We start from the raw sequence: 19,020 nt of genomic DNA on the forward strand, positions 1-19,020 counted from the left end.
AAGCGAAGTGGTTGATTGGAGTGGAGACTGGGCGACTCCTTGGGGATTAGCAATAGAGGAACGAAGGCTAATACCATCACATCCTGTGATAACGCCTTCGTGACTAACATCCTGCTGTTGCCCTAAGCGGCTCATCGGACGCCCCCAGGAAGCTTTGCTCTGTAGCGAAAGCGAAGCGACAGCAACCAAGCGCCCAGTCGGAACGGAAATCAACTCCTCGTTTTGTAAAGAGCAATACTATTGCTTTTTCAAGATTTCTACATATTTTTCCGCTGTTCTTAACTCAACTGTAAGAGAATTTTTACTATAGCTAGCTTTAATTAAAAAAGGTACGTTAGTTGTATTTTGGAATCTGAAATCTAAGCCACCATAGGAAACTGTAGCGTCTCTTCCTTTTGGAACGTACCCGACATCTAAAGAATGGTGATGACGTTCAACAAATTTTACTGGTATTTGATCAACCGCATTAAATAAGGTTGAGGACGTTTGACAGATACCTCCCCCAATGCCCATCACAACCTTTTTGTTGATGATTTCTGGTGCAGGCTGATAACCATTTACTTCGTCCCTAGGTCCAACGACTGTATTAAAGGAGAAAGAATCTCCACTTCCAACGATAACATTATTAATTGCCTTCGCAGAAAGTTCAATATTTTTATTTCTTCCTACATCATGCGTATTGAAGTAAGTTGTATAGGATGCCACAACCACGTCTTCTAAATATGGAATATCTTCAAAATTATAGCCGCTTTCTGTAACAGATAGAGGCATCTCCACTGTACCACCAGTTGCTGATGCTTCTAATATTCTCTCTACTAATTCACTTTCTTTTAAAACAGTTAAAGGACTACCTTTAATTACTTTTCCTTGATCGTCCAGCTTATCAAGTATCATACGCTTATCATAGCCGGTTGTATTTTCATTCCCTCTCGCTAAACCTTTTGCTAATTGCTCAATTTGTTTTGTATACGATAGTCTATCACGTTCATAGTCCATTTCTTGCGGTGAAATGGTTTGTACGATGGCTTGTGTAGAAGGATCTACAATTTCAACAACGACTGGCTCTGCTTGTTGTTGTTCAAAGGTAACAGGCTTTTTTACATCATCAGCTTTATGCTCTGACTCTTGAACTTGTTGTTCTTGTTTTTTTTCATCCGCAGATTTCCCCTGACAGCCAATTAGCCCAATCGTACAAATAATACATAGTGTGGTTATCCACTTCTTTTTCAAATAAAACACCTTCCCTATCTTCATACTACAGAGACATCTTATTCGTGTATTGCTGATAGTGTGTTTCATTTCATTATTTTTATTTGTTTATAAAATGAAAACACTCTACAAAGTTGAGTGACATTGTAGAGTGCTATTTTTTATAGATGCAGGGCACGGTACATCCCTTTATCAATTTTTTCATTTTGCATATTTCACTTTAAACCTAAAGATCAATACTATATAAATCCAATCATAAATAAAAATTGCAAGCGAAATGATAGTAATCAATGGTGTTCTAAAATACAAATAGAAGCAAACTGCTGCTAACACAGTTCCAATCATTTTACAAATGGCTATGCCCATTGATTGTCCACTTAAGTTCCCTCTTTGAATGAATAAGGCGATAAAAAGCCCTGACATCATCAGATTTTGGAAAAACGCGGCATATATGCCTGCCGTATCTTTGAATTCATGCATCATCGCTAAAATCGTGAGAAAGCTTACTACGAGTGTTATGAAAAAAGATGTATAAAATACCTTTCTCGGAATAATTTTTTTATACTCCTTATAACCATAAAGTAAAAATTGCATCAAAATGAAGATATCCAAAAGAAACCACAGGAAAGTAAGGATCCTTTGCAAGTCATTTAGCGGATACATAAATGAAAAAATAAATTCCCATGAAATATTGGCACAAATTGCGGCCATGGGCATCCCATATCTCTTATCCTTTATTCCTTGTTTGATGATTAATATATATGTAATAATCCAAAATAGCCACATGCCGAATTGGGAAATCAGTATGAATTTTTCTTGAGTCAAATCTACAAACTCCTTCCCTCTAATTATCATTCTTCGATTACTATATGTGAAGAAATCAATTCTTTATGTCAAAAGAATTGTAGAAAATACTCAAGGCCTCTTAAAAATCTTAAGAGTAAGCGCCTATACATTCATTAAGCAATCATATATAGTAAGACGAGGTGATGATATGAAAAATAAAATTTATTTTGATAACGACCAATTTATCGCAGGCACTACCTTAAAGGATGACATCGAGCTAGAACAAAACAATATGGCACTACATACATGTGTGAATGAAGCTGATGTGCTAGAAAACCGAGAAAAATTGGCAACTACATTGCATTGTAACTTGAATAATTTTATTTGCACTCAACAAACACATAGTGCCAATTTCCATAAAGTCACGATTTCTGATAAAGGACGCGGTGCAGAGCAAATGGACACTGCCATTAGTAATACCGATGCACTTTATACATTAGAGCCAAATTTACTTTTATGTAGTTTTACAGCAGATTGCGTACCTGTCATTTTTTATAATGAAGTTAATGGTCTTATTGGCGTAGTACATTCAGGCTGGCAAGGCACAGTTAAGGAAGTCACACCAAGGCTTCTCGAACATTTGATAGAGCATGAACAATGTAATCCACAAGATTTTCACGTACAAATCGGTATGGCACTTAGTCAGGAGAAATTTGAGGTGGATACAGATGTCTATGAAAAATTTCACAACCTAGGCTATGCTGAGGATTTTATGTATTACAATGCACAAACAAATAAATATCATATCGATAATCAACAAACTGTGAAAAAGCAATGTGAGCTTGCAGGTATCCCTTCTAAGCAGATTTCGATTGATTCAACGTGCACATTCCTTAGCCCAGATGGTTTTTCTTACCGTCAAGATAAACAGGCTGGCAGACATTTAAGCTTTATTATGCGAAAAGAACAGTAGTTTAAAGGGACAATCCAATTATTAATGGAGTGTCCCTTTTGTAGTATTGAAAACCAAAATAGTTAAGAAAAGTCGTTTCATTTTATCACAATAAATTAGAGTGATATGCCTGAGGATACATGCTAAGTGGTTGATTGGAGTGAAGGCTGGCAGTGGATTTTTTCTGTGCGAGAGCGAAGCGTCAACAACAAAAGCAGCTCATCAGACACCCCAAGGAAGCTCTGCTCTGCGCGAAAGCGAAGCGGCAGCAACAAATGTTTTATCTGTGCGAAAGCGAAGCGGCAGCAACAAAACGCTCAGTCAGAACGGAAATCACCCCTCGTTTTGCAAAAATGACAATATCTTTATCACAAAAGCAAAAAGGATGTATCTCATAAATGAAATACACCCTTTCAACATTTCATTATTTATTAACTGGTCGTTCTTTTCCAATTCTAAAAACATAATAGCTAATGATAACAAGAGCTAAGAAAATAATTCCCACAATAAGAGAAACTCTAGTATCATCATTAAACCACATACCAATTAGCACCATTACTAAAAAGGCAATTGTTATATAGTTTGTAAATGGTGCAAAGGGCATTTTGAACGGGTGCTTTGACAGTTTTTCACCTTTTATTTTTCTAAATCGTATTTGACTTATTAAAATAACAAACCAAGGAATCATCCCCGGTAATACACTTGCACTGTATACATATACAAATAAATTTTTTGGCGCTATGTAGCTTAGAACAACACCGATGACCAAACCAACTAACACGCCTACTGTGCCGAAAATAGGAACACCATTACTAGAAAGCTTTGCAAAAAATTTAGGTGCCTGTCCATTCATGGCAAGCGTATACAGCATACGTCCCGCACTATAAATGCCACTATTACAGCCTGACATTGCTGCTGTAATGACAACAAAATTAATAATTCCTGCCGCAGCGGTAATTCCAACCTTTGCAAAAGTTGCAACAAATGGGCTACCAATCGTACCTAATTCATCCCACGGATAAACTGTTACGATGACAAAGATTGCACCGATATAAAATATTAAAATACGCCAAATAATACTTTGAATCGCATTCGTAATCGTTTTTTGAGGATTTTTCGCTTCTCCTGCCGTAATCCCAATAAGCTCAACGCCTTGATAGGCTGCAACTACTAATGATAACGCAAAGAAGAAGCCTGTCCAGCCACCTGTAAAGAAGCCTCCATGATTCCATAGGTTCGATAATCCGATTGCCACACCTTCGTTACCAATACCAAAGAAAATAAGACCAAAGCCCGCAACAATCATTAAAACAATCGTCACAATTTTAATCATGGCAAACCAAAACTCAAATTCTCCAAACGTTTTAACAGAAATGAAGTTGGCAACGCCTAAAATCACCATTGCAATTAAACCTGGAATCCATGCTGGTAAATCAGGATACCAGTACTGCATATATGTTCCTACTGCTATAATCTCTGACATCCCAACAATGATCCACTGAAACCAGTTACTCCATGCCGTTAAATAACCGGCTAATGGGTGTATATATTTATAGCCAAACGTTGCAAAGGAACCTGTACTTGGCTCCATATAAAGCATTTCTCCCATTGCTCGCATAATGAAAAAAATAAAAATACCTGCTATAGCATATGCAAGGAGCACGGAAGGCCCTGTCCATTGAATGGCACTAGCAGAACCCATAAACAGGCCCACGCCAATAGTTCCACCAAGAGCAATCATTTGGATATGGCGAGCATCTAATCCCCTTTTTAATTCTTTATTTGCCACTAAATAACGCCTCTTTCTAAAGTTCTTTCTACGATGAATTATCTTATAATAATAATAAATTCCGTTAAAAAACACAATTGTATTTTTAGGAAAAACACAATTATAGCAATACAACAAGGATTCTGAGCATTGTGTTCTATCCGTCACTTTGGATGTTCTATCCACTGTTTCGGGGGTTCTATCCACGACTTTGAATGTTCTATCCACGATTTCGGCGGTTCTATCCACGACTTTGAATGTTCTATCCATCACTTTGGCTGTTATTACAATTGGATTAGCTGTTGTAGCAACAATTTTATCTTGCTTTTGCCGTAAACGGATCAACTTAGAGTAAAAGCCTATTTTATTACGTAAAAAAACTCTATTCCATCATGTAACAATGAATGGAATAGAGTCTACTTTATTACTGTAATAACGTCTGTTCTTGGAGCTTTGCAGAGAAATATTTGCGTGCATCCGCTGTTAGAATTTGCAGCAGAACAACCTCTTCTTGACGCGCAAATTCTACAAACATTCCACTTAGATTTTCATAAACATATTTGATTTTAAAGCCACTATCTAAATAATGATCCACTTTTTTTATTTCTTCTGTGCTTTGTTGATGTTCTGACATGCTATCACTCCACCTTTCCGTTATCAACCTCTTAAAAATACGTTTGGTGTTTAATTCATCCCGCTTTAACGGCCGTAATTTGTCTTTGCCGAAAGCGAAGCGTCAGGTACAAAATCAGTGGGTGATGAAGAGGAACCCCACGTTTCACTTTATTCAGCACCTTTTATATCTAACACCGGATCTGGTTGTTCAACGACACCATCCTCATTTGGAACAACGGTTGGAGCAGGCGCTTGTTGCTGTCCAAATAGTTCATCCAAATTGTGACCAGCTGTAATCCCTAAATATTTTGCATCACTTGGATCTTTTAGCTCAGCTTGAGGGTATTTTTTGAACCACCAATACTTCGCTAATACATAATATACAAGTGCCCCTCCAAAGAACCCTACTAATGAAGAATAAGTGGAGAATATATTTGCCACTGCACCACCGATAACCCAAGCGATTAAACCAGCTATGTTAAAGCCCTTCAAATATTTAAACTGACCCTCTAAGTCATAAAGTGCTTTTACATGCACGCGACGTTTACGGATTAAATAATAATCGGCAAATAGAATACCAACGATTGCTGTTAAAATTCCCCCGATAATTAAAAGTGCATTGACTAACACATCAAATAAACTCCATGGTTGTGCTAGAATACCAATGATTCCTGCAATAACAACCCCCACCCAAAACGGCACTTTTGGCCCACCGATATTCGAGAAGATCGTTGCAGCTGGGATAACATTTGCAGAGGTGTTAGTCGACCATTGTGCTAATACAATCATTAACAGTAATATTCCTAAAATAAAGCCACTTGCGCTTTGCTGTAGTGCATTGATTGGATCAGCAGAAGCAACAGCCATATAGCACACGGCACCAATTGTTACTATGAAAGTATTTGTAATCGGCATGACGATTAATGAGCCAACTAGCTGTGTTTTATTGCGTTTGAACCAATTACGTTCATTTTTCGGTGCTTTAAAGAAGCGTGAAAGTGAAGGCATATCGGCTGCTAGCGTCGACCAAAATCCCATATTCGCCATAATCACTACCATAAATGCAGTGAAGGCTGAGAATCCTGTTGTTGGCGCTTCCACCCACGTCCAAATATTTTTCCCTTGAGCTACTGCATGATCTGCCAGTGTATAATACATCCAGCAGGAAATTAAAATGATAACTGGTGCTGCTAAATCTGCAAAGCGTTCAATAGATTTAATACCTAGTGATGTATTAAATAACTGAAGTGCTGCAAAGACAATGAAACAGACAAACCAATTATCAAAACTAAAAAGTAAATTTAAAATGCCGTTTATCGCTAATGCTCCAAAATAAGTATTCAGACCGAACCAACAGGCAGCCGTTACACCTCGGACAAGTGACGGAATATGTGTGCCAAATGTACCGAATGGAGCACGCATATATACTGGAAATGATAAGCCATGTTCAATGCCGATATCTCCAATTAACGTCATAAATACACCAATTAGACAAGAGCCAATCAATGTTGCTAAAATCACCATTGGCAATGGTAAGCTTATGATTGCTGTGCCACCAATTGCAAAAGCCGCTAATACAATTGCCATCCCTATCCAAATTACTGCAAAACCAAATGTTCCGATATTTCTTTGTTGATGTGTCACTGGAAGTAAATCTGGGGATTTTAAATAATTCCCATCACGTTCCATATAATCTCTCCTTTTTTATCAAATTTCCGTGACAACTTACATGAGGTTATTCCTTCCTCCAACGAAAATGCTGAAGGAAGGTGGAATTTCAGTTTATCTTCCTTCGACAAAATACTCCCACCTCAGAAGGTAGTGAGACGAATGAAGATTAAGCATACAAACGCAATTAAGCCAAGGTGAAATTGATTTTAGACTTTTTACTTAGATAGACTGCTAATTAAAGATTGACGTTCATTCCAAGTCATTGGTGGAACTGTAGATTTGCGTTCAACCATTGTAATAGCATCATCTACAGGACAAACAATTGAGCATAAATTACAGCCTACACAATCCTCTTCCCGCACTTTCAGCATTGGGCGGCCATCTTCTGAATATAAGTCGATACATTGATGCGATGTATCCTCACATGCAATATGGCACTTGTTACAGTTAATGCAAACATCATTATTAATTTCAGCCACGATTTTATAATTTAAGTCCAGGTCACCCCAATTGGAATATCTAGAAACTGAGCGACCTACTAAATCCATGACAGAGGCAATGCCTTTATCGTCTAAATAGTTATTGAGTCCATCAATCATATCCTCAACAATACTAAAGCCATGATGCATTGCTGCTGTACAAACTTGCACGCCTGTAGCTCCCATTAATATAAACTCAGCAGCATCTTGCCAGTTGGAAATACCACCAATGCCCGAAATAGGAACATTGATTAATGGATTACGAGCACACTCTGCAACCATATTGAGCGCAATTGGTTTAACGGCAGGACCACAATAGCCACCATGTGCACCCTTTCCCGCTACATGAGGCACTGTATTCCATGTATCTAAGTCAACACCAGCCAAGCTGTTAATTGTATTAATCATACTAATGGCATCCGCTCCACCTCTTGTAGCCGCTTCTGCCGTTACCGTAATGTCGGTAATGTTCGGTGTTAACTTCACAATTACTGGAGTTTTCGCAGCCTCTTTCACCCAGTACGTTTGCTTTTCCACCAGCTCAGGTACTTGACCAGAGGCAGACCCCATTCCTCGTTCCGCCATCCCATGTGGACAACCAAAGTTAAGCTCAAGACCATCAACCCCTACATCTTCAACTCGTTTAACAATCTCATGCCACTTTTCTTGCTTTGGCTCCACCATTAAAGAAGCGATGATTGCATGATGTGGAAACCTTTTTTTCGTTTCGTAAATTTCTTGTAAATTCACCTCTAACGGTCGATCCGTAATCAGTTCAATATTATTGAAGCCTGCTACTCTTTGTCCGTTAAAGCTAACAGCTGCAAAGCGTGAAGAAACATTTAAAATCGGATCCCCCAATGTTTTCCATACAGCTCCACCCCACCCCGCTTCAAATGCGCGTTGTACTTGATAGCCTGAATTCGTTGGTGGTGCTGACGCAAGCCAAAATGGATTCGGCGATTTGATGCCCGCTAAGTCGATGCGTAAGTCTGCCATATTAGTTCCTCCCTTATGCAATCTCACTTGGTTTTATCAATTATGCCTCGGCATAATTGTGTCTGGAATCGGCTTTGTGCTAGCACAAAGAACTCCTTTCCGATTCCGTGACATCCGCCGGAGGCTTTAACTTCTTTCAGCCTGTTGAAAAGTAGCTTAAATCTGCATTCATCTCACCACCTATAGAGGAGGGAGACTTCCGCTGAAAGAAGTTAAACGTTCATGGATCTTGTATGCTGCGTCTTTTCCTTGCTGTACAGCGGTTACAACCATCGCCTCGCCCTGGCCATTTCCGAAGACGACATCTCCACACGCAAATACTTTGTCATTCGAAGTTTGCATTGTCGTTTCATCAATATCGACAACACCATTTGTATGCTGTAAGCCAAAAGCTTCAATCAATGATACAAAACGTGTTTGCCCGATTGCCTTAATAACAGCATCCACTTCAATAATAAAATTGGACCCCTTAATCTCCTCAGGTCTTTGACGACCATCAGCACCCGCTTCACCGAGCTTCATTTTCGTACATTCGATACCTACGACCTCACCTGACTCATTACCAATAATTTTTTTCGGTGCTGTTAACCACTTAAACTCCACACCATCTTGCTTGGCAAATTCATATTCAAATTTGTAAGCAGTCATTTCTTTTTGTGTTCTTCTATAAAGAATTTGAACATTATCAGCACCTAAACGCACTGCACATGTAGCACCGTCAATCGCGGTATTTCCCGCACCGATGACAGCCACTGGTTTCCCAACAATATCTTTTGTAAGCGGTCCCATTTTTGTCTCTCTGACAAACTCTATTGCATCATGCACTCCATCCAAATCTTCTCCTTCAATGCCCAGATTCGGCACTGCTCCCATACCAACTGCTAAAATAACACTGTCATATTGCTCCAAAATTTCTTCAGCAGAAATATCTACACCGACAGTTGTGTTTGTTTTAATCTCCACACCAAGCTTTTCGATTTGTTCAATTTCCCAATCAACGACTTCATTTGGTAAACGGAACGACACAATACCATAGCTTCCTAGGCCACCAGCTTTCGATTCAGCTTCATAAATAGTGACCTGATAACCAAATCGACTTAGTTCACGAGCAGCCGATAAACCAGCAGGACCTGCACCAATAATCGCTACCTTATGTCCATTGTTTTGCCCTTGCTTAAATAGCTGAGCGTTCGTTGCCATTGCCCAATCTGTTGCAAAGCGCTGTAGCTCTCCGATTTTAATTGGCTTTGTTGAGGAATTTAACACACACGCCCCTTCACATAGTTCCTCCGTTGGACAAACCCTTGCACAGCTTGCACCAATTGGATTTGCTTCTAATATAGTCGTAGCAGAGCCCTTCATATTACCAGAAGCAATTTTTTTTATGAAATTTGGGATTTGAATACTCGTTGGACAGGCTTTAATGCACGGTGCATCATAGCAATAAAGACAACGATTAGATTCCTCTATTGCTTCATTCTTTGTCATCCTGCTAGTCAATTCCATAAAATTACGGTTTAACTGTTGGGACATTGCATTTTCTTGATTCGGAGCCATTTCCACATCCCCCTCATGTGTTCATTTTTTCCTTCTTATTACACCTAGGCGTAATTGATGCTTGGACCATTGAAAAAAGCCACATTCAACATTCATCTCACCACCTATAGAGGTAGATAGTCTTCTGTAGCTAAATGAAGATATTACGAGACCGATTGCTCTGTTCTCCATCCAAAGCAATCGGTCATAAAGTGAAACTTTAATCAGTGGGGGTCTCTTCATCCCCCACTGATTATTAGTTGAACGAATCGGGCTTTTTATCTCCCACCTAACTTCTCAGCTTTTGCAAAAATTTTGTGGTGGGAGTATTACTGCCCGTTAATGCGGGATCATGCTAAATGTTTAGTGCTTCTGTAGCCGTTGTTTTTAATGCACGTTTTATATATTGTCCGCTACCTAGTACACCAACAAATTCTTTATTTTTAATGACATATTCTCCACGTACTAATACGCTTACTGGTTCACCTGTTACTTCCCATCCCTCATATGGGTTATAATCCACGTTCATATGATGTGTTTTTGCCGAAATTTCTCGTTTTACCTCAGGATCAAAAATGACGATATCGGCATCAGAACCGATTGCAATTGTTCCTTTTTGTGGGAATAAACCAAATACTTTTGCTGCACTTGTGGAAATCATATCGACAAACTCATTGATAGAAATTTTTCCTTTTGCTACGCCTTCTGAATATAAAATACTAAAGCGATCTTCAATAAAAGGCCCACCGTTAGGAATTTTAGAAAAATCATTTATTCCTAACTGCTTTTTACCCTTAAAACTAAACGAGCATTGGTCAGAGCCAATTGTTTGTAGTTGTTTTGCTTTTAGAGCATTCCATAAATGAGCCTGATGATATTTTGGTCGAAGTGGTGGGGACCAAACATATTTTGCACCCTCAAAACCTGGCTGTGCTAAAGCAGATTGATCCAAAGTTAAATATGGTGGACATGTTTCACCATAAACGTCATAGCCTTTTTCACGCGCAGCAATAATCTCATCTACTGCCTCTTTACAAGTTACATGTACAACATAAAGGGTAGCGCCAGCAATATGGGCTAACTCAATTGCACGTTTTGTCGCTTCGCCCTCTAATTCAGCTGGACGAGTAAGCGCATGATAAATCGGCTCCTTATGACCTGCACGTCGCGCCTCTTCTACAAGCTCATCAATAACAGAACCATTTTCACAGTGCACCATAACAACAGCACCGAGGTCTTTCGCTATTTTAAAAGCCTTAAAAAGGGTGCGATCTGAGGCTTGAAATTCTTTCGCATACGCCATAAATACCTTGACAGAAGTAATACCCTCTTGCTCTAAGATCTGCGGCAATTCGACTTCTGTTTCAGGGGTTAAATCACCAATCATTAAGTGGAATCCATAGTCGATGGCTGATTTCCCCTTCGCCTTGTCATGCCACTTTTCAACTGCAGCTGAAAGTTTATCCTCGCCAGCCGTTAAGCAGAAGTCCAAAATAGTAGTTGTTCCACCGAAAGCTGCTGCAATGGTACCAGATTTCCAATCATCATCAGTCACAGTATTGTTAAATGGCATATCTAAATGTGTGTGAGGATCAATTCCTCCTGGCATCACATATTTACCTGTAGCATCAATAACTTCTGCCCCAATGTCGGATAGATTTTTGCCAATTTGAACAATTTTTCCGTTTTCAATTAAAATATCTGCCTCAAAAACATCTGCAGCTGTCGCCACTCGTCCACCTTTAATAATTTTCTTCATTCTGCCCCTCACCCTTCGTAAAATAATGGAGAATGCTCAATCATGACAATGTTTGGAAAACCAACTTTAATGTAACGTGTAAGTCTCCCCCACACTAAACTTTGTTTGTAGCGTCAACACTGTTTCAAGTAATACATCTGCTCCTTTCGCACAATCCTCAAATGTTGTTTCCTCTTCCTCGCAATGACTCTTACCATTAATACTTGGTACGAAAATCATTGCTGATGGGACAATGCTTGCGATATATTGCGCATCATGTCCTGCCCCGCTAAACATTCGATGAGCAGTATAACCGAAGCTCTGACAAGCCCTTTCCACTTCATTACAAATATGAGGTTCAAAATAGACTGTATCTCTACCCCATAGCTTAACTGGCTTAATGCTACAGCCCATATCCTCTGTAGGAAGATTATTCAGTATGTCCTCTACTTTTTGCATGATCTCTGGTTTTTGATGACGTGAATCTATCGTAAATGTCACATTGTTCGGTATCACAGTATGAATATTTGGAGAAACATTCATTCGACCAAAGGTAAACACTAGCTGTTCATCAATTTTTCCGAGCTCTTCATGTAAATACGTAATGATTTTTGAAGTTACGATCATCGGATCTTGACGCATTGTCATCGGTGTCGTTCCAGCATGATTGGACTGCCCTGCAACCGTAATTTCATAACACACCATACCTAATACACCTTCAACAACGCCAATTTCCAACTGCTTCGCCTCTAGAACAGGTCCTTGTTCGATATGCAATTCGATATAAGCAAGTGCTTCCTTTAAACGATTTTCTTGATCTCCTTCAAAGCCACTTGCTTGCAGTGCTTCTTTGAAACTAGTGCCATTTTTATCGATAGATTGCAGCATTTTTTCTTTATCAAATTTCGCTGAAATAACCCCAGAGCTCATCATCGCTGGATCAAAACGAGCACCTTCTTCATTCGTGAAATTCACGATCATTATCGGGATATCTAGCTCAATCTCGTTTTCTTTTAACGTTCTAATAGCCTCAATAGCCGTTAAAACGCCTAATACACCATCAAATTTCCCACCCTTTTCAACGGAATCTAAATGCGACCCCATAACAATTGGAGGAACATCCTTTTTCCCAGGTAAAATGGCATAAATATTACCCATATCATCGATTTTGATATCCATCCCTAATTCATCACAACACTCACAAAAATAGTTTCTTGCTAATACATCCTCATTCGAAAGAGACAAACGAGTTACGCCACCATTTTCAGTAGCTCCAAATTGACTAAATTGTTCAATTAACTCTTGCAATCGTCTACTATTACACTTATACATATGCAAGTCCTCTCTTTCACAGTAGTTATACACATTCTATAAGAGATAAAAATTATGAGATATAGATAGCAAGCTAAAAAAATATGTGCATCTGCACATAATATATGGTAAGTTATGTTCATAATAAGGGGGGAGAAAATGGGGACAATTCGCAAAATTGTAGAGGGTGTCCAATTCCCAATGCTAACATTAGTAGCTGGACATAACGGAACGTATCGAAGAGTTACAGGGATTAATGTAGTAGAAAGCATCGATTTAATTATGTTTTGTAGACCTAATGAATTAGTCGTGACCACAGGTATTAATTTATCTTCAGAGGGCGATTCCTTAGAGCAACTCGTAAAACTAGCTTTCACTAAAAAGGTAGCAGGTTTCATTATTAATACCGGACCATACATTCCAAATATACCAGAATCAGTCATCTCTTTTGCCAATGAACATGATTTCCCTATTTTTCACATGCCATGGAATTATCGAATAGCCGATCTATTAAAAACAACATTTCAATTTATCGCCAATCACCATCAAGAGCTTTCTATTGAGGAAAAGGTTCTTTATAACTTACTTTTTCACTACAAACAAAACGCCAACTATATTAAAGATCAATTAGCACTACTAGGTTTTCCACAAGGTAGGGAGCTTGCCATTATTTCATGTACAACAAATGGTGCACAAGCTAATATTGACCGCTACGAGGTCATGATCCAATTTGCATTTCAAAATAGATATAAACGCTTCTTAAAACTAAAGCATAAAAATCACCTCATCTTTTTAATCGACAGAGCACAAATCAATACACCAAATACTCCCTTCTCAAAAGTTGTTGAAGAAATTTACGACAAAATTACGCAAAAAAATGGTTACTTGGATATTATCATTGGAAAAGGAAATTATCATAAAGAGCTTGAAAATGTTCGTAAAAGCTATGATGAGTCATTAACAGTAATCCAATTAGCAAAGCTTCATAACAATCGCTTCCTATATAAATATAAAGAAATTGGTGCCTACAAAATTATTATGGCCGTGCAAAATCAAACTTTAATCAAATCATATAGCCAAGACATCTTAGGTCAGCTTTATCGCTATGATGAATTGCATAACTCAGATTATGTACAATTTCTACGCATTTACCTCGATGAAAATGGAAGTACCCGTAGGATTAGTGAGCGTCTATTTATTCATCGCAATACAGTACTTTATAAAATAAAAAAAATAGAAACGCTATTAGATATGGACTTAAGTAACCCATTTACAAAAACAAATCTCTATATTGCATTTTTGATTGAGGATGTGTTGACGCACCAATAAATTTTATCACCATAAGATTTCCGTTCTTAAATCCAAATCTAGTTTGTTGGTGTCCATGTACCATTTCTAAGTGATAGCGGCTAATGAAGGGCTTCAAGTAAAAATCCGCTTCGTTATCTGGGTGCCAATCCCTTATATCTTTGCGGATTTTTTATCCTAGCCATAACGAAAAAACTGACAAACCAAATGGTCATCAGTTTTTTTAAGGAATAAACTCGAGGTTATTTTTTATTTTTATTTTTGTTTTTATTTTTATTTTTACTATGTGAATCCTTTTTTTCTTCTTTTAGCACATTAGTTGTTTTTAATGCAGTAAAATCTGCTTCATCACCAAACTCCATACCATAGCTTGGATTTCTGTCTATGCGAGAATGATGGTCACGATCATGATCATGATCATGATCATGATCTTCGTCCTCATCAAATCGCATAATAAGAACAGGTAAGGATACTAGTCCTGCTAATCCAACGAATGCATAAATCCATCGTGACAATACTGCTGTTTGTCCACCGAACAAATAGGCAACTAAATCAAATCTAAAAAATCCTATAAGTCCCCAGTTGATTGCTCCAATGATGACTAACACTAAAGCGATTCTATAAACTACGCTCACGTTTGCACCTCCTTCACTTGTAAATACGAAGCCAGTAATACACTTGAAGTTCATTCCTCACATGTATAAAAAGCGTCGATATTGCAAAAAAAACTGTCATAACAAGTGGAAAATTACAAATACTTATCAAGTAATTAAATCACCCATTTTGACGGTCTTATTTTTAGCAAATGCCGCTTATTTATACAAAACGTATTCCTAGGCTAAGTTATTTTACAAACAAAGGAACGTTAGAAAATCAAAGGTAATATACATTCACTTCGTCCACATTCTTGCTCTTATGGTCTTTGAAAAAATCGAAGAATTCCTAAACAAATTATCTTCTTTCAGTTACCAATTATCGTAACTTTTTATATTAATCCTTTATTTGCAATTCGTAAAAATCCTAAACATATAATAGTTGTGATATATTTACATAAAGTTAAACTTTAATCAATTGGGTTTCTTCATCCCTTCACTGATTATTAGTCTTTATCAATCGGACCTTTACGAGCAGCTAATCTCCCACCTAGCTTCTTTGCATTCACTGAAATTAAAGATGAAAGTCTTGTACCTTACACTTCGCTTTCGGTACAGATAAATTACTGCTCGTTACCTCGGGAAAAACTCTATTTTTAGAGTACCTTATTTTACCTTTAATTAGCATCCTTACTAGTAACTAAAGGTTAGGGATTAGGATAGGAGAAAGAATAAATGTTGAAAAATAAAATTATTAAAGCTAACCCGGTATTTTATTTTTTTATCGTACTTATATTTACTTTTACACAATTCAGCTTGCCATGTCATGCCGCGGAACTATCGGAACCTATTATATTGGGAAAGCATTATGATATTTTTCGTGACCCGTCAAAAAAAATTACAATAGAAGATTTATTAAGTGGTACATATGATAATTCCTTTGTCGACAGTAAAGAGAATTATTTATTCTTTTGGCATACGAATGATACGATTTGGCTACGATTAGATGCCGATAAACTATTAACGGATAAACAGGAGTCATACTGGTTAGAGGTAACAGACAAGCTTGATAGCATTGAAATGTTTATAGTGAAAGAAGATGGATCCTATAGGGTTCAAAAGAGAGGCATTTCAAATATTGACGATCAAAAAATTCATTATCGCTCTAATTTATTTCAAATCCAAGACTCATCCGTCAAAGAAATTTATATAAAATTAGATGGCGAATTACCATTAAATTCAATTTCTTATCTTTTCACAACGGATAGCTTTGTCAATAAGATTATTGACTATAAATATTTAACAGGAATTTTTTATGGGTTCTTATCAGCATTATTAATTTACAATTTATTTTTATTTTTTTCGCTAAAAGAAAAGGCTTACTTTTACTATGTTTTGTATATGTTTAGTTTTATCCTCTATCAAGCTACATTGAATTCTTTAGATATTGAATTAGCAAGTCAATATTTGCCTAAATGGTATTTAATAAAATCTCCCGCGATAAGTGGAAATTTTCTACTTTTGTTTATGCTTTTATTTTGCAAAGAATTTCTTGAACTGAAAAAATATTTACCTCGATTCCACAAAATCGGAAATCTACTATTATGGATCACTATACTTTCATTAATTGCTTCATTCATTGTCCCTGATGTTTCGATTACAAATAATTTTACAATTATTTTTGCTGTAGTTGTCTTTATTTTTCTTTGGTTATCAGGAATATTTGTGTTGTTAAAAGGTCAGAAAATGGCTCGATTTTATATGGTAGGTTGGACTGTTCTGCTTGGTTCCATTATTGTACAAGCATTGGCCTTTTTAAGTTTAATTCCATTCCATCCAGTTATATTTGAGGAAGTTCCTGCCGTTGGTGCTATTTTTGAATCTATATTTTTGTCGTTAGCATTAGGCGATAAAATCAATATTATTAAAAAAGAGCATCAAGAAATGCAACAAACGCTAAATGAAACGCTCGAACATAAAGTAAAGGAACGAACACAAGAGTTAGAAAGAACAAAAAATGAGCTTGAAAAATTAGCAAATACAGATCGCCTGACTAAAATTCCAAATCGTGTAAAGTTAGATGATGTGTTAGAAGAAGCATTTCAACATGTTCAACATCATGAGGTTCCATTCTCTATTATTCTACTAGATATTGATTATTTTAAAGAAGTAAATGATGAGTTTGGCCATCAAGTAGGTGACTTAGTTTTAATGAGCGTAGCAGAGATCTTGCAAAATACGATTCGAAAACAAGATACAATTGGAAGATGGGGTGGCGAGGAGTTTTTAGTTATTTGTCCTCAAACTACACTAGATGATGCTGTAAAGCTTTCTGAAAAGCTTCGTCAACAATTAGAAAATCATCGATTCCCTGTTGTGCAGCGTAAAACTAGTAGCTTCGGTGTTACTAGCTACGTAGACGGTGATACACGAAATACATTATTATCAAGATGTGATAAAGCATTATATCAGGCAAAGGAACGAGGCAGAAACTGTGTTGAATTTTTTGATGCCAAAGTTACTACACGGCTTTAAGAAGAAAGGTCCGTAAAACCATGTAACTTGATATTCAGTGGTTGAGACTCCTCATAAATTCTACATTTAATTGCAAATAAAATTGTCCATATTTTCTGCTTAATCCTTCCCAGATTTACTTACAGGGTATGGCATAAACCATTGCAATAAGGTCATATTTTTCAGAAAAAAATAGAACAGCAATCTGTTGATCGCTGTTCTATTAATCTTCTATGTTTCTTGTAACTTGGCCATTGTTCTTTGCATGGCAATTTCTTTTCGTTTTTCTCGAGTTACTCTTTGCCAAATTACAACAGTAATTAATCCTATAATCGCTAAGGCCAATAGAATGGTAAAGAATACTTTATACCCCGTCGTTCCATCCCAGTAATCCAAACAAGCTCCTGCAATAAGTGGCATGAAAATTTCTCCACTATAACCAATAATCATAAGTGGCATCGAAATCGTTCCTGTTGTTTCTACAGGATAATCTCCTTCCACTAATATTGCGAAGTGTAATGCTTGTAGTGCATACATTGACGTATAAATAATCGCAATGAAAACTAGCAACATTAGAATTAAAGAAGCTTTTCCAGGTAGAATAATAAGACCAACTAATCCAATAGTTAATATAAAATATCCTATTAATACCATGTTCGAAACGCCTATCCGATCCCCAATAATCCCTGCACCGAAGCTTCCAATTGGCCGGCAATATTGAGAAAAGTAGCCTAAAGCAGCAGCGATTAACGTAGAAGCACCAAAAGCAGCTGTTGCATAAGGCGTAATATAATAGTAGCTAATGATCATCGCATAGGATGTAAAGATAAGTATCGTTGCTAACCAAGTCGTTGGCATTTTAAGAATTATCCAAAGTACCGTCCAATTAAACTTTTTATCATTTTCATTGGCTTGAGTATTTTCGTTACTTGAATCTTTGTAGAGTAACATAATCATTATCCCTAAAAGAAGACAAATTACCGAATAAACTCCAATAACGGCTGATAAAGCCATTTTATCACTCATTCGCTTTGCAAAAAAAGCAAAAATCCCTAAAATCACAGCAGATTGAACGATATTGGTTATGCCCCTTCCCCCTTCAAAAAATCCAAATGCTTTTCCCTGTTCGTTTTCTGAACCTAGCGAGCGTATAGCTTTTACTAATGCTCCCCAGAACGTCATAATAGACGTTATTCCCCAAGCCGCATGAATTAGTAGTAACACCGGATAAGGAGGATACAATAATAAAGTGAAACCTAATAATCCCGTAGCAAACAAGGAAATTGTTAATAAATATTTCGTTTTCCAACGATCTGCACAATATCCACCGAATACATAAGAAATCAAACAACAAACTCCATAGGCACTTCCAAGTGTCCCCATTTGCGTGTTGGTTAATTGAAATGCTTCTAGAAAAACATCATAGTAATAGTTTCTAAAATAGGGCAATGCGTAAATTAAGGCACCTGAAACAGCCAGTATAACTAACGTTGCTGTGTTCTTCTTTAATTTAGCTTCCATTTGTTTTTCCCCTTACATGT

Annotated in this window: 16 protein-coding genes; 5 read left to right on the forward strand and 11 right to left on the reverse strand. The window is 37.3% G+C overall.

Translation table 11 applies throughout. The features are described 5' to 3' along the window. Positions 1-237: 237 nt before the first annotated feature. Both ACMZ42_RS01760 and ACMZ42_RS01765 read right to left on the reverse strand, forming a co-directional pair. The gene (locus tag ACMZ42_RS01760; protein WP_370082731.1) at positions 238-1,230 is read right to left on the reverse strand and encodes a VanW family protein; all 993 of its coding nucleotides are present in this window, start codon (positions 1,228-1,230) and stop codon (positions 238-240) included. A gap of 180 nt (positions 1,231-1,410) precedes the next feature. Further along, entirely contained in the window at positions 1,411-2,034 is a 624-nt protein-coding gene (locus ACMZ42_RS01765) for a hypothetical protein (RefSeq protein WP_415730345.1), read from the reverse strand. A 169-nt stretch (positions 2,035-2,203) separates the two neighbouring features. Here ACMZ42_RS01765 and pgeF point away from each other — a divergent pair, with 169 nt between their 5' ends. Next, positions 2,204-2,968: a peptidoglycan editing factor PgeF gene (gene pgeF, locus ACMZ42_RS01770; protein ID WP_415730346.1), complete on the forward strand. Its 765-nt coding sequence runs from the start codon at positions 2,204-2,206 to the stop codon at positions 2,966-2,968. A 152-nt stretch (positions 2,969-3,120) separates the two neighbouring features. Further along, positions 3,121-3,345 carry a hypothetical protein gene (locus ACMZ42_RS01775; protein WP_415730347.1) on the forward strand — a complete coding sequence of 75 codons (225 nt, stop codon included), beginning with the start codon at positions 3,121-3,123 and terminating at the stop codon, positions 3,343-3,345. Between the two features lie 26 nt (positions 3,346-3,371). Here ACMZ42_RS01775 and ACMZ42_RS01780 read toward each other — a convergent pair whose 3' ends face one another. Further along, positions 3,372-4,736, reverse strand: coding sequence for an amino acid permease (locus ACMZ42_RS01780; protein ID WP_415730348.1), 1,365 nt, complete (start codon positions 4,734-4,736; stop codon positions 3,372-3,374). 190 nt (positions 4,737-4,926) lie between these two features. Between ACMZ42_RS01780 and ACMZ42_RS01785 the strand changes: the two genes are divergently transcribed. Beyond that, the gene (locus ACMZ42_RS01785) at positions 4,927-5,070 is read left to right on the forward strand and encodes a hypothetical protein (protein WP_415730349.1); all 144 of its coding nucleotides are present in this window, start codon (positions 4,927-4,929) and stop codon (positions 5,068-5,070) included. A gap of 69 nt (positions 5,071-5,139) precedes the next feature. Here ACMZ42_RS01785 and ACMZ42_RS01790 read toward each other — a convergent pair whose 3' ends face one another. From ACMZ42_RS01790 to ACMZ42_RS01815, 6 genes are all read right to left on the reverse strand, one after another. Beyond that, positions 5,140-5,349, reverse strand: coding sequence for a hypothetical protein (locus ACMZ42_RS01790; RefSeq protein WP_049666712.1), 210 nt, complete (start codon positions 5,347-5,349; stop codon positions 5,140-5,142). A gap of 149 nt (positions 5,350-5,498) precedes the next feature. Then, the gene (locus ACMZ42_RS01795) at positions 5,499-7,019 is read right to left on the reverse strand and encodes an NCS1 family transporter (RefSeq protein WP_415730350.1); all 1,521 of its coding nucleotides are present in this window, start codon (positions 7,017-7,019) and stop codon (positions 5,499-5,501) included. 197 nt (positions 7,020-7,216) lie between these two features. Next, on the reverse strand, positions 7,217-8,479 hold the full coding sequence (gene preA / locus ACMZ42_RS01800) for an NAD-dependent dihydropyrimidine dehydrogenase subunit PreA (RefSeq protein ID WP_370082721.1): 1,263 nt from the start codon (positions 8,477-8,479) through the stop codon (positions 7,217-7,219). 180 nt (positions 8,480-8,659) lie between these two features. Then, positions 8,660-10,036 (reverse strand): NAD(P)-dependent oxidoreductase, encoded by a 1,377-nt coding sequence (locus ACMZ42_RS01805; protein WP_415730351.1) that lies wholly within the window; start codon positions 10,034-10,036, stop codon positions 8,660-8,662. A 334-nt stretch (positions 10,037-10,370) separates the two neighbouring features. Then, entirely contained in the window at positions 10,371-11,774 is a 1,404-nt protein-coding gene (gene hydA / locus ACMZ42_RS01810) for a dihydropyrimidinase (protein WP_415730352.1), read from the reverse strand. A gap of 66 nt (positions 11,775-11,840) precedes the next feature. Continuing rightward, positions 11,841-13,085 carry a Zn-dependent hydrolase gene (locus ACMZ42_RS01815; RefSeq protein ID WP_402868835.1) on the reverse strand — a complete coding sequence of 415 codons (1,245 nt, stop codon included), beginning with the start codon at positions 13,083-13,085 and terminating at the stop codon, positions 11,841-11,843. Positions 13,086-13,223: 138 nt separating this feature from the next. On the opposite strand from ACMZ42_RS01815, the gene ACMZ42_RS01820 reads away from it, so the two are divergent. Beyond that, positions 13,224-14,393, forward strand: a complete 1,170-nt coding sequence (locus tag ACMZ42_RS01820) for a PucR family transcriptional regulator (RefSeq protein ID WP_415730353.1) — start codon at positions 13,224-13,226, stop codon at positions 14,391-14,393. 221 nt (positions 14,394-14,614) lie between these two features. Here the strand turns inward: ACMZ42_RS01820 and ACMZ42_RS01825 are convergent, their stop codons facing one another. After that, positions 14,615-15,007 carry a DUF378 domain-containing protein gene (locus tag ACMZ42_RS01825; RefSeq protein ID WP_415730354.1) on the reverse strand — a complete coding sequence of 131 codons (393 nt, stop codon included), beginning with the start codon at positions 15,005-15,007 and terminating at the stop codon, positions 14,615-14,617. 693 nt (positions 15,008-15,700) lie between these two features. Between ACMZ42_RS01825 and ACMZ42_RS01830 the strand changes: the two genes are divergently transcribed. Next, a complete protein-coding gene (locus ACMZ42_RS01830) occupies positions 15,701-17,500 on the forward strand; it encodes a diguanylate cyclase (protein WP_415730355.1) in 1,800 nt (599 codons plus the stop codon). A gap of 210 nt (positions 17,501-17,710) precedes the next feature. Here ACMZ42_RS01830 and ACMZ42_RS01835 read toward each other — a convergent pair whose 3' ends face one another. Further along, positions 17,711-19,000: an MFS transporter gene (locus tag ACMZ42_RS01835; protein ID WP_415730356.1), complete on the reverse strand. Its 1,290-nt coding sequence runs from the start codon at positions 18,998-19,000 to the stop codon at positions 17,711-17,713. Between the last annotated feature and the right edge of the window lie 20 nt (positions 19,001-19,020).

Origin of the sequence: Lysinibacillus sp. NPDC056185 (assembly GCF_047737915.1) — a bacterium.
In the GTDB taxonomy this organism is placed as follows: Bacteria; Bacillota; Bacilli; order Bacillales_A; family Planococcaceae; genus Lysinibacillus.

Bases quoted from the DNA above. Each gene is read 5' to 3' on its own strand.
- preA (WP_370082721.1), bottom strand. From the start codon at position 8,479: ATGGCAGACTTACGCATCGACTTAGCGGGCATCAAATCGCCGAATCCA.
- ACMZ42_RS01795 (WP_415730350.1), bottom strand. From the start codon at position 7,019: ATGGAACGTGATGGGAATTATTTAAAATCCCCAGATTTACTTCCAGTG.
- ACMZ42_RS01820 (WP_415730353.1), top strand. From the start codon at position 13,224: ATGGGGACAATTCGCAAAATTGTAGAGGGTGTCCAATTCCCAATGCTA.
- hydA (WP_415730352.1), bottom strand. From the start codon at position 11,774: ATGAAGAAAATTATTAAAGGTGGACGAGTGGCGACAGCTGCAGATGTT.
- ACMZ42_RS01790 (WP_049666712.1), bottom strand. From the start codon at position 5,349: ATGTCAGAACATCAACAAAGCACAGAAGAAATAAAAAAAGTGGATCAT.
- ACMZ42_RS01835 (WP_415730356.1), bottom strand. From the start codon at position 19,000: ATGGAAGCTAAATTAAAGAAGAACACAGCAACGTTAGTTATACTGGCT.
- ACMZ42_RS01830 (WP_415730355.1), top strand. From the start codon at position 15,701: ATGTTGAAAAATAAAATTATTAAAGCTAACCCGGTATTTTATTTTTTT.
- pgeF (WP_415730346.1), top strand. From the start codon at position 2,204: ATGAAAAATAAAATTTATTTTGATAACGACCAATTTATCGCAGGCACT.
- ACMZ42_RS01805 (WP_415730351.1), bottom strand. From the start codon at position 10,036: ATGGCTCCGAATCAAGAAAATGCAATGTCCCAACAGTTAAACCGTAAT.
- ACMZ42_RS01815 (WP_402868835.1), bottom strand. From the start codon at position 13,085: ATGTATAAGTGTAATAGTAGACGATTGCAAGAGTTAATTGAACAATTT.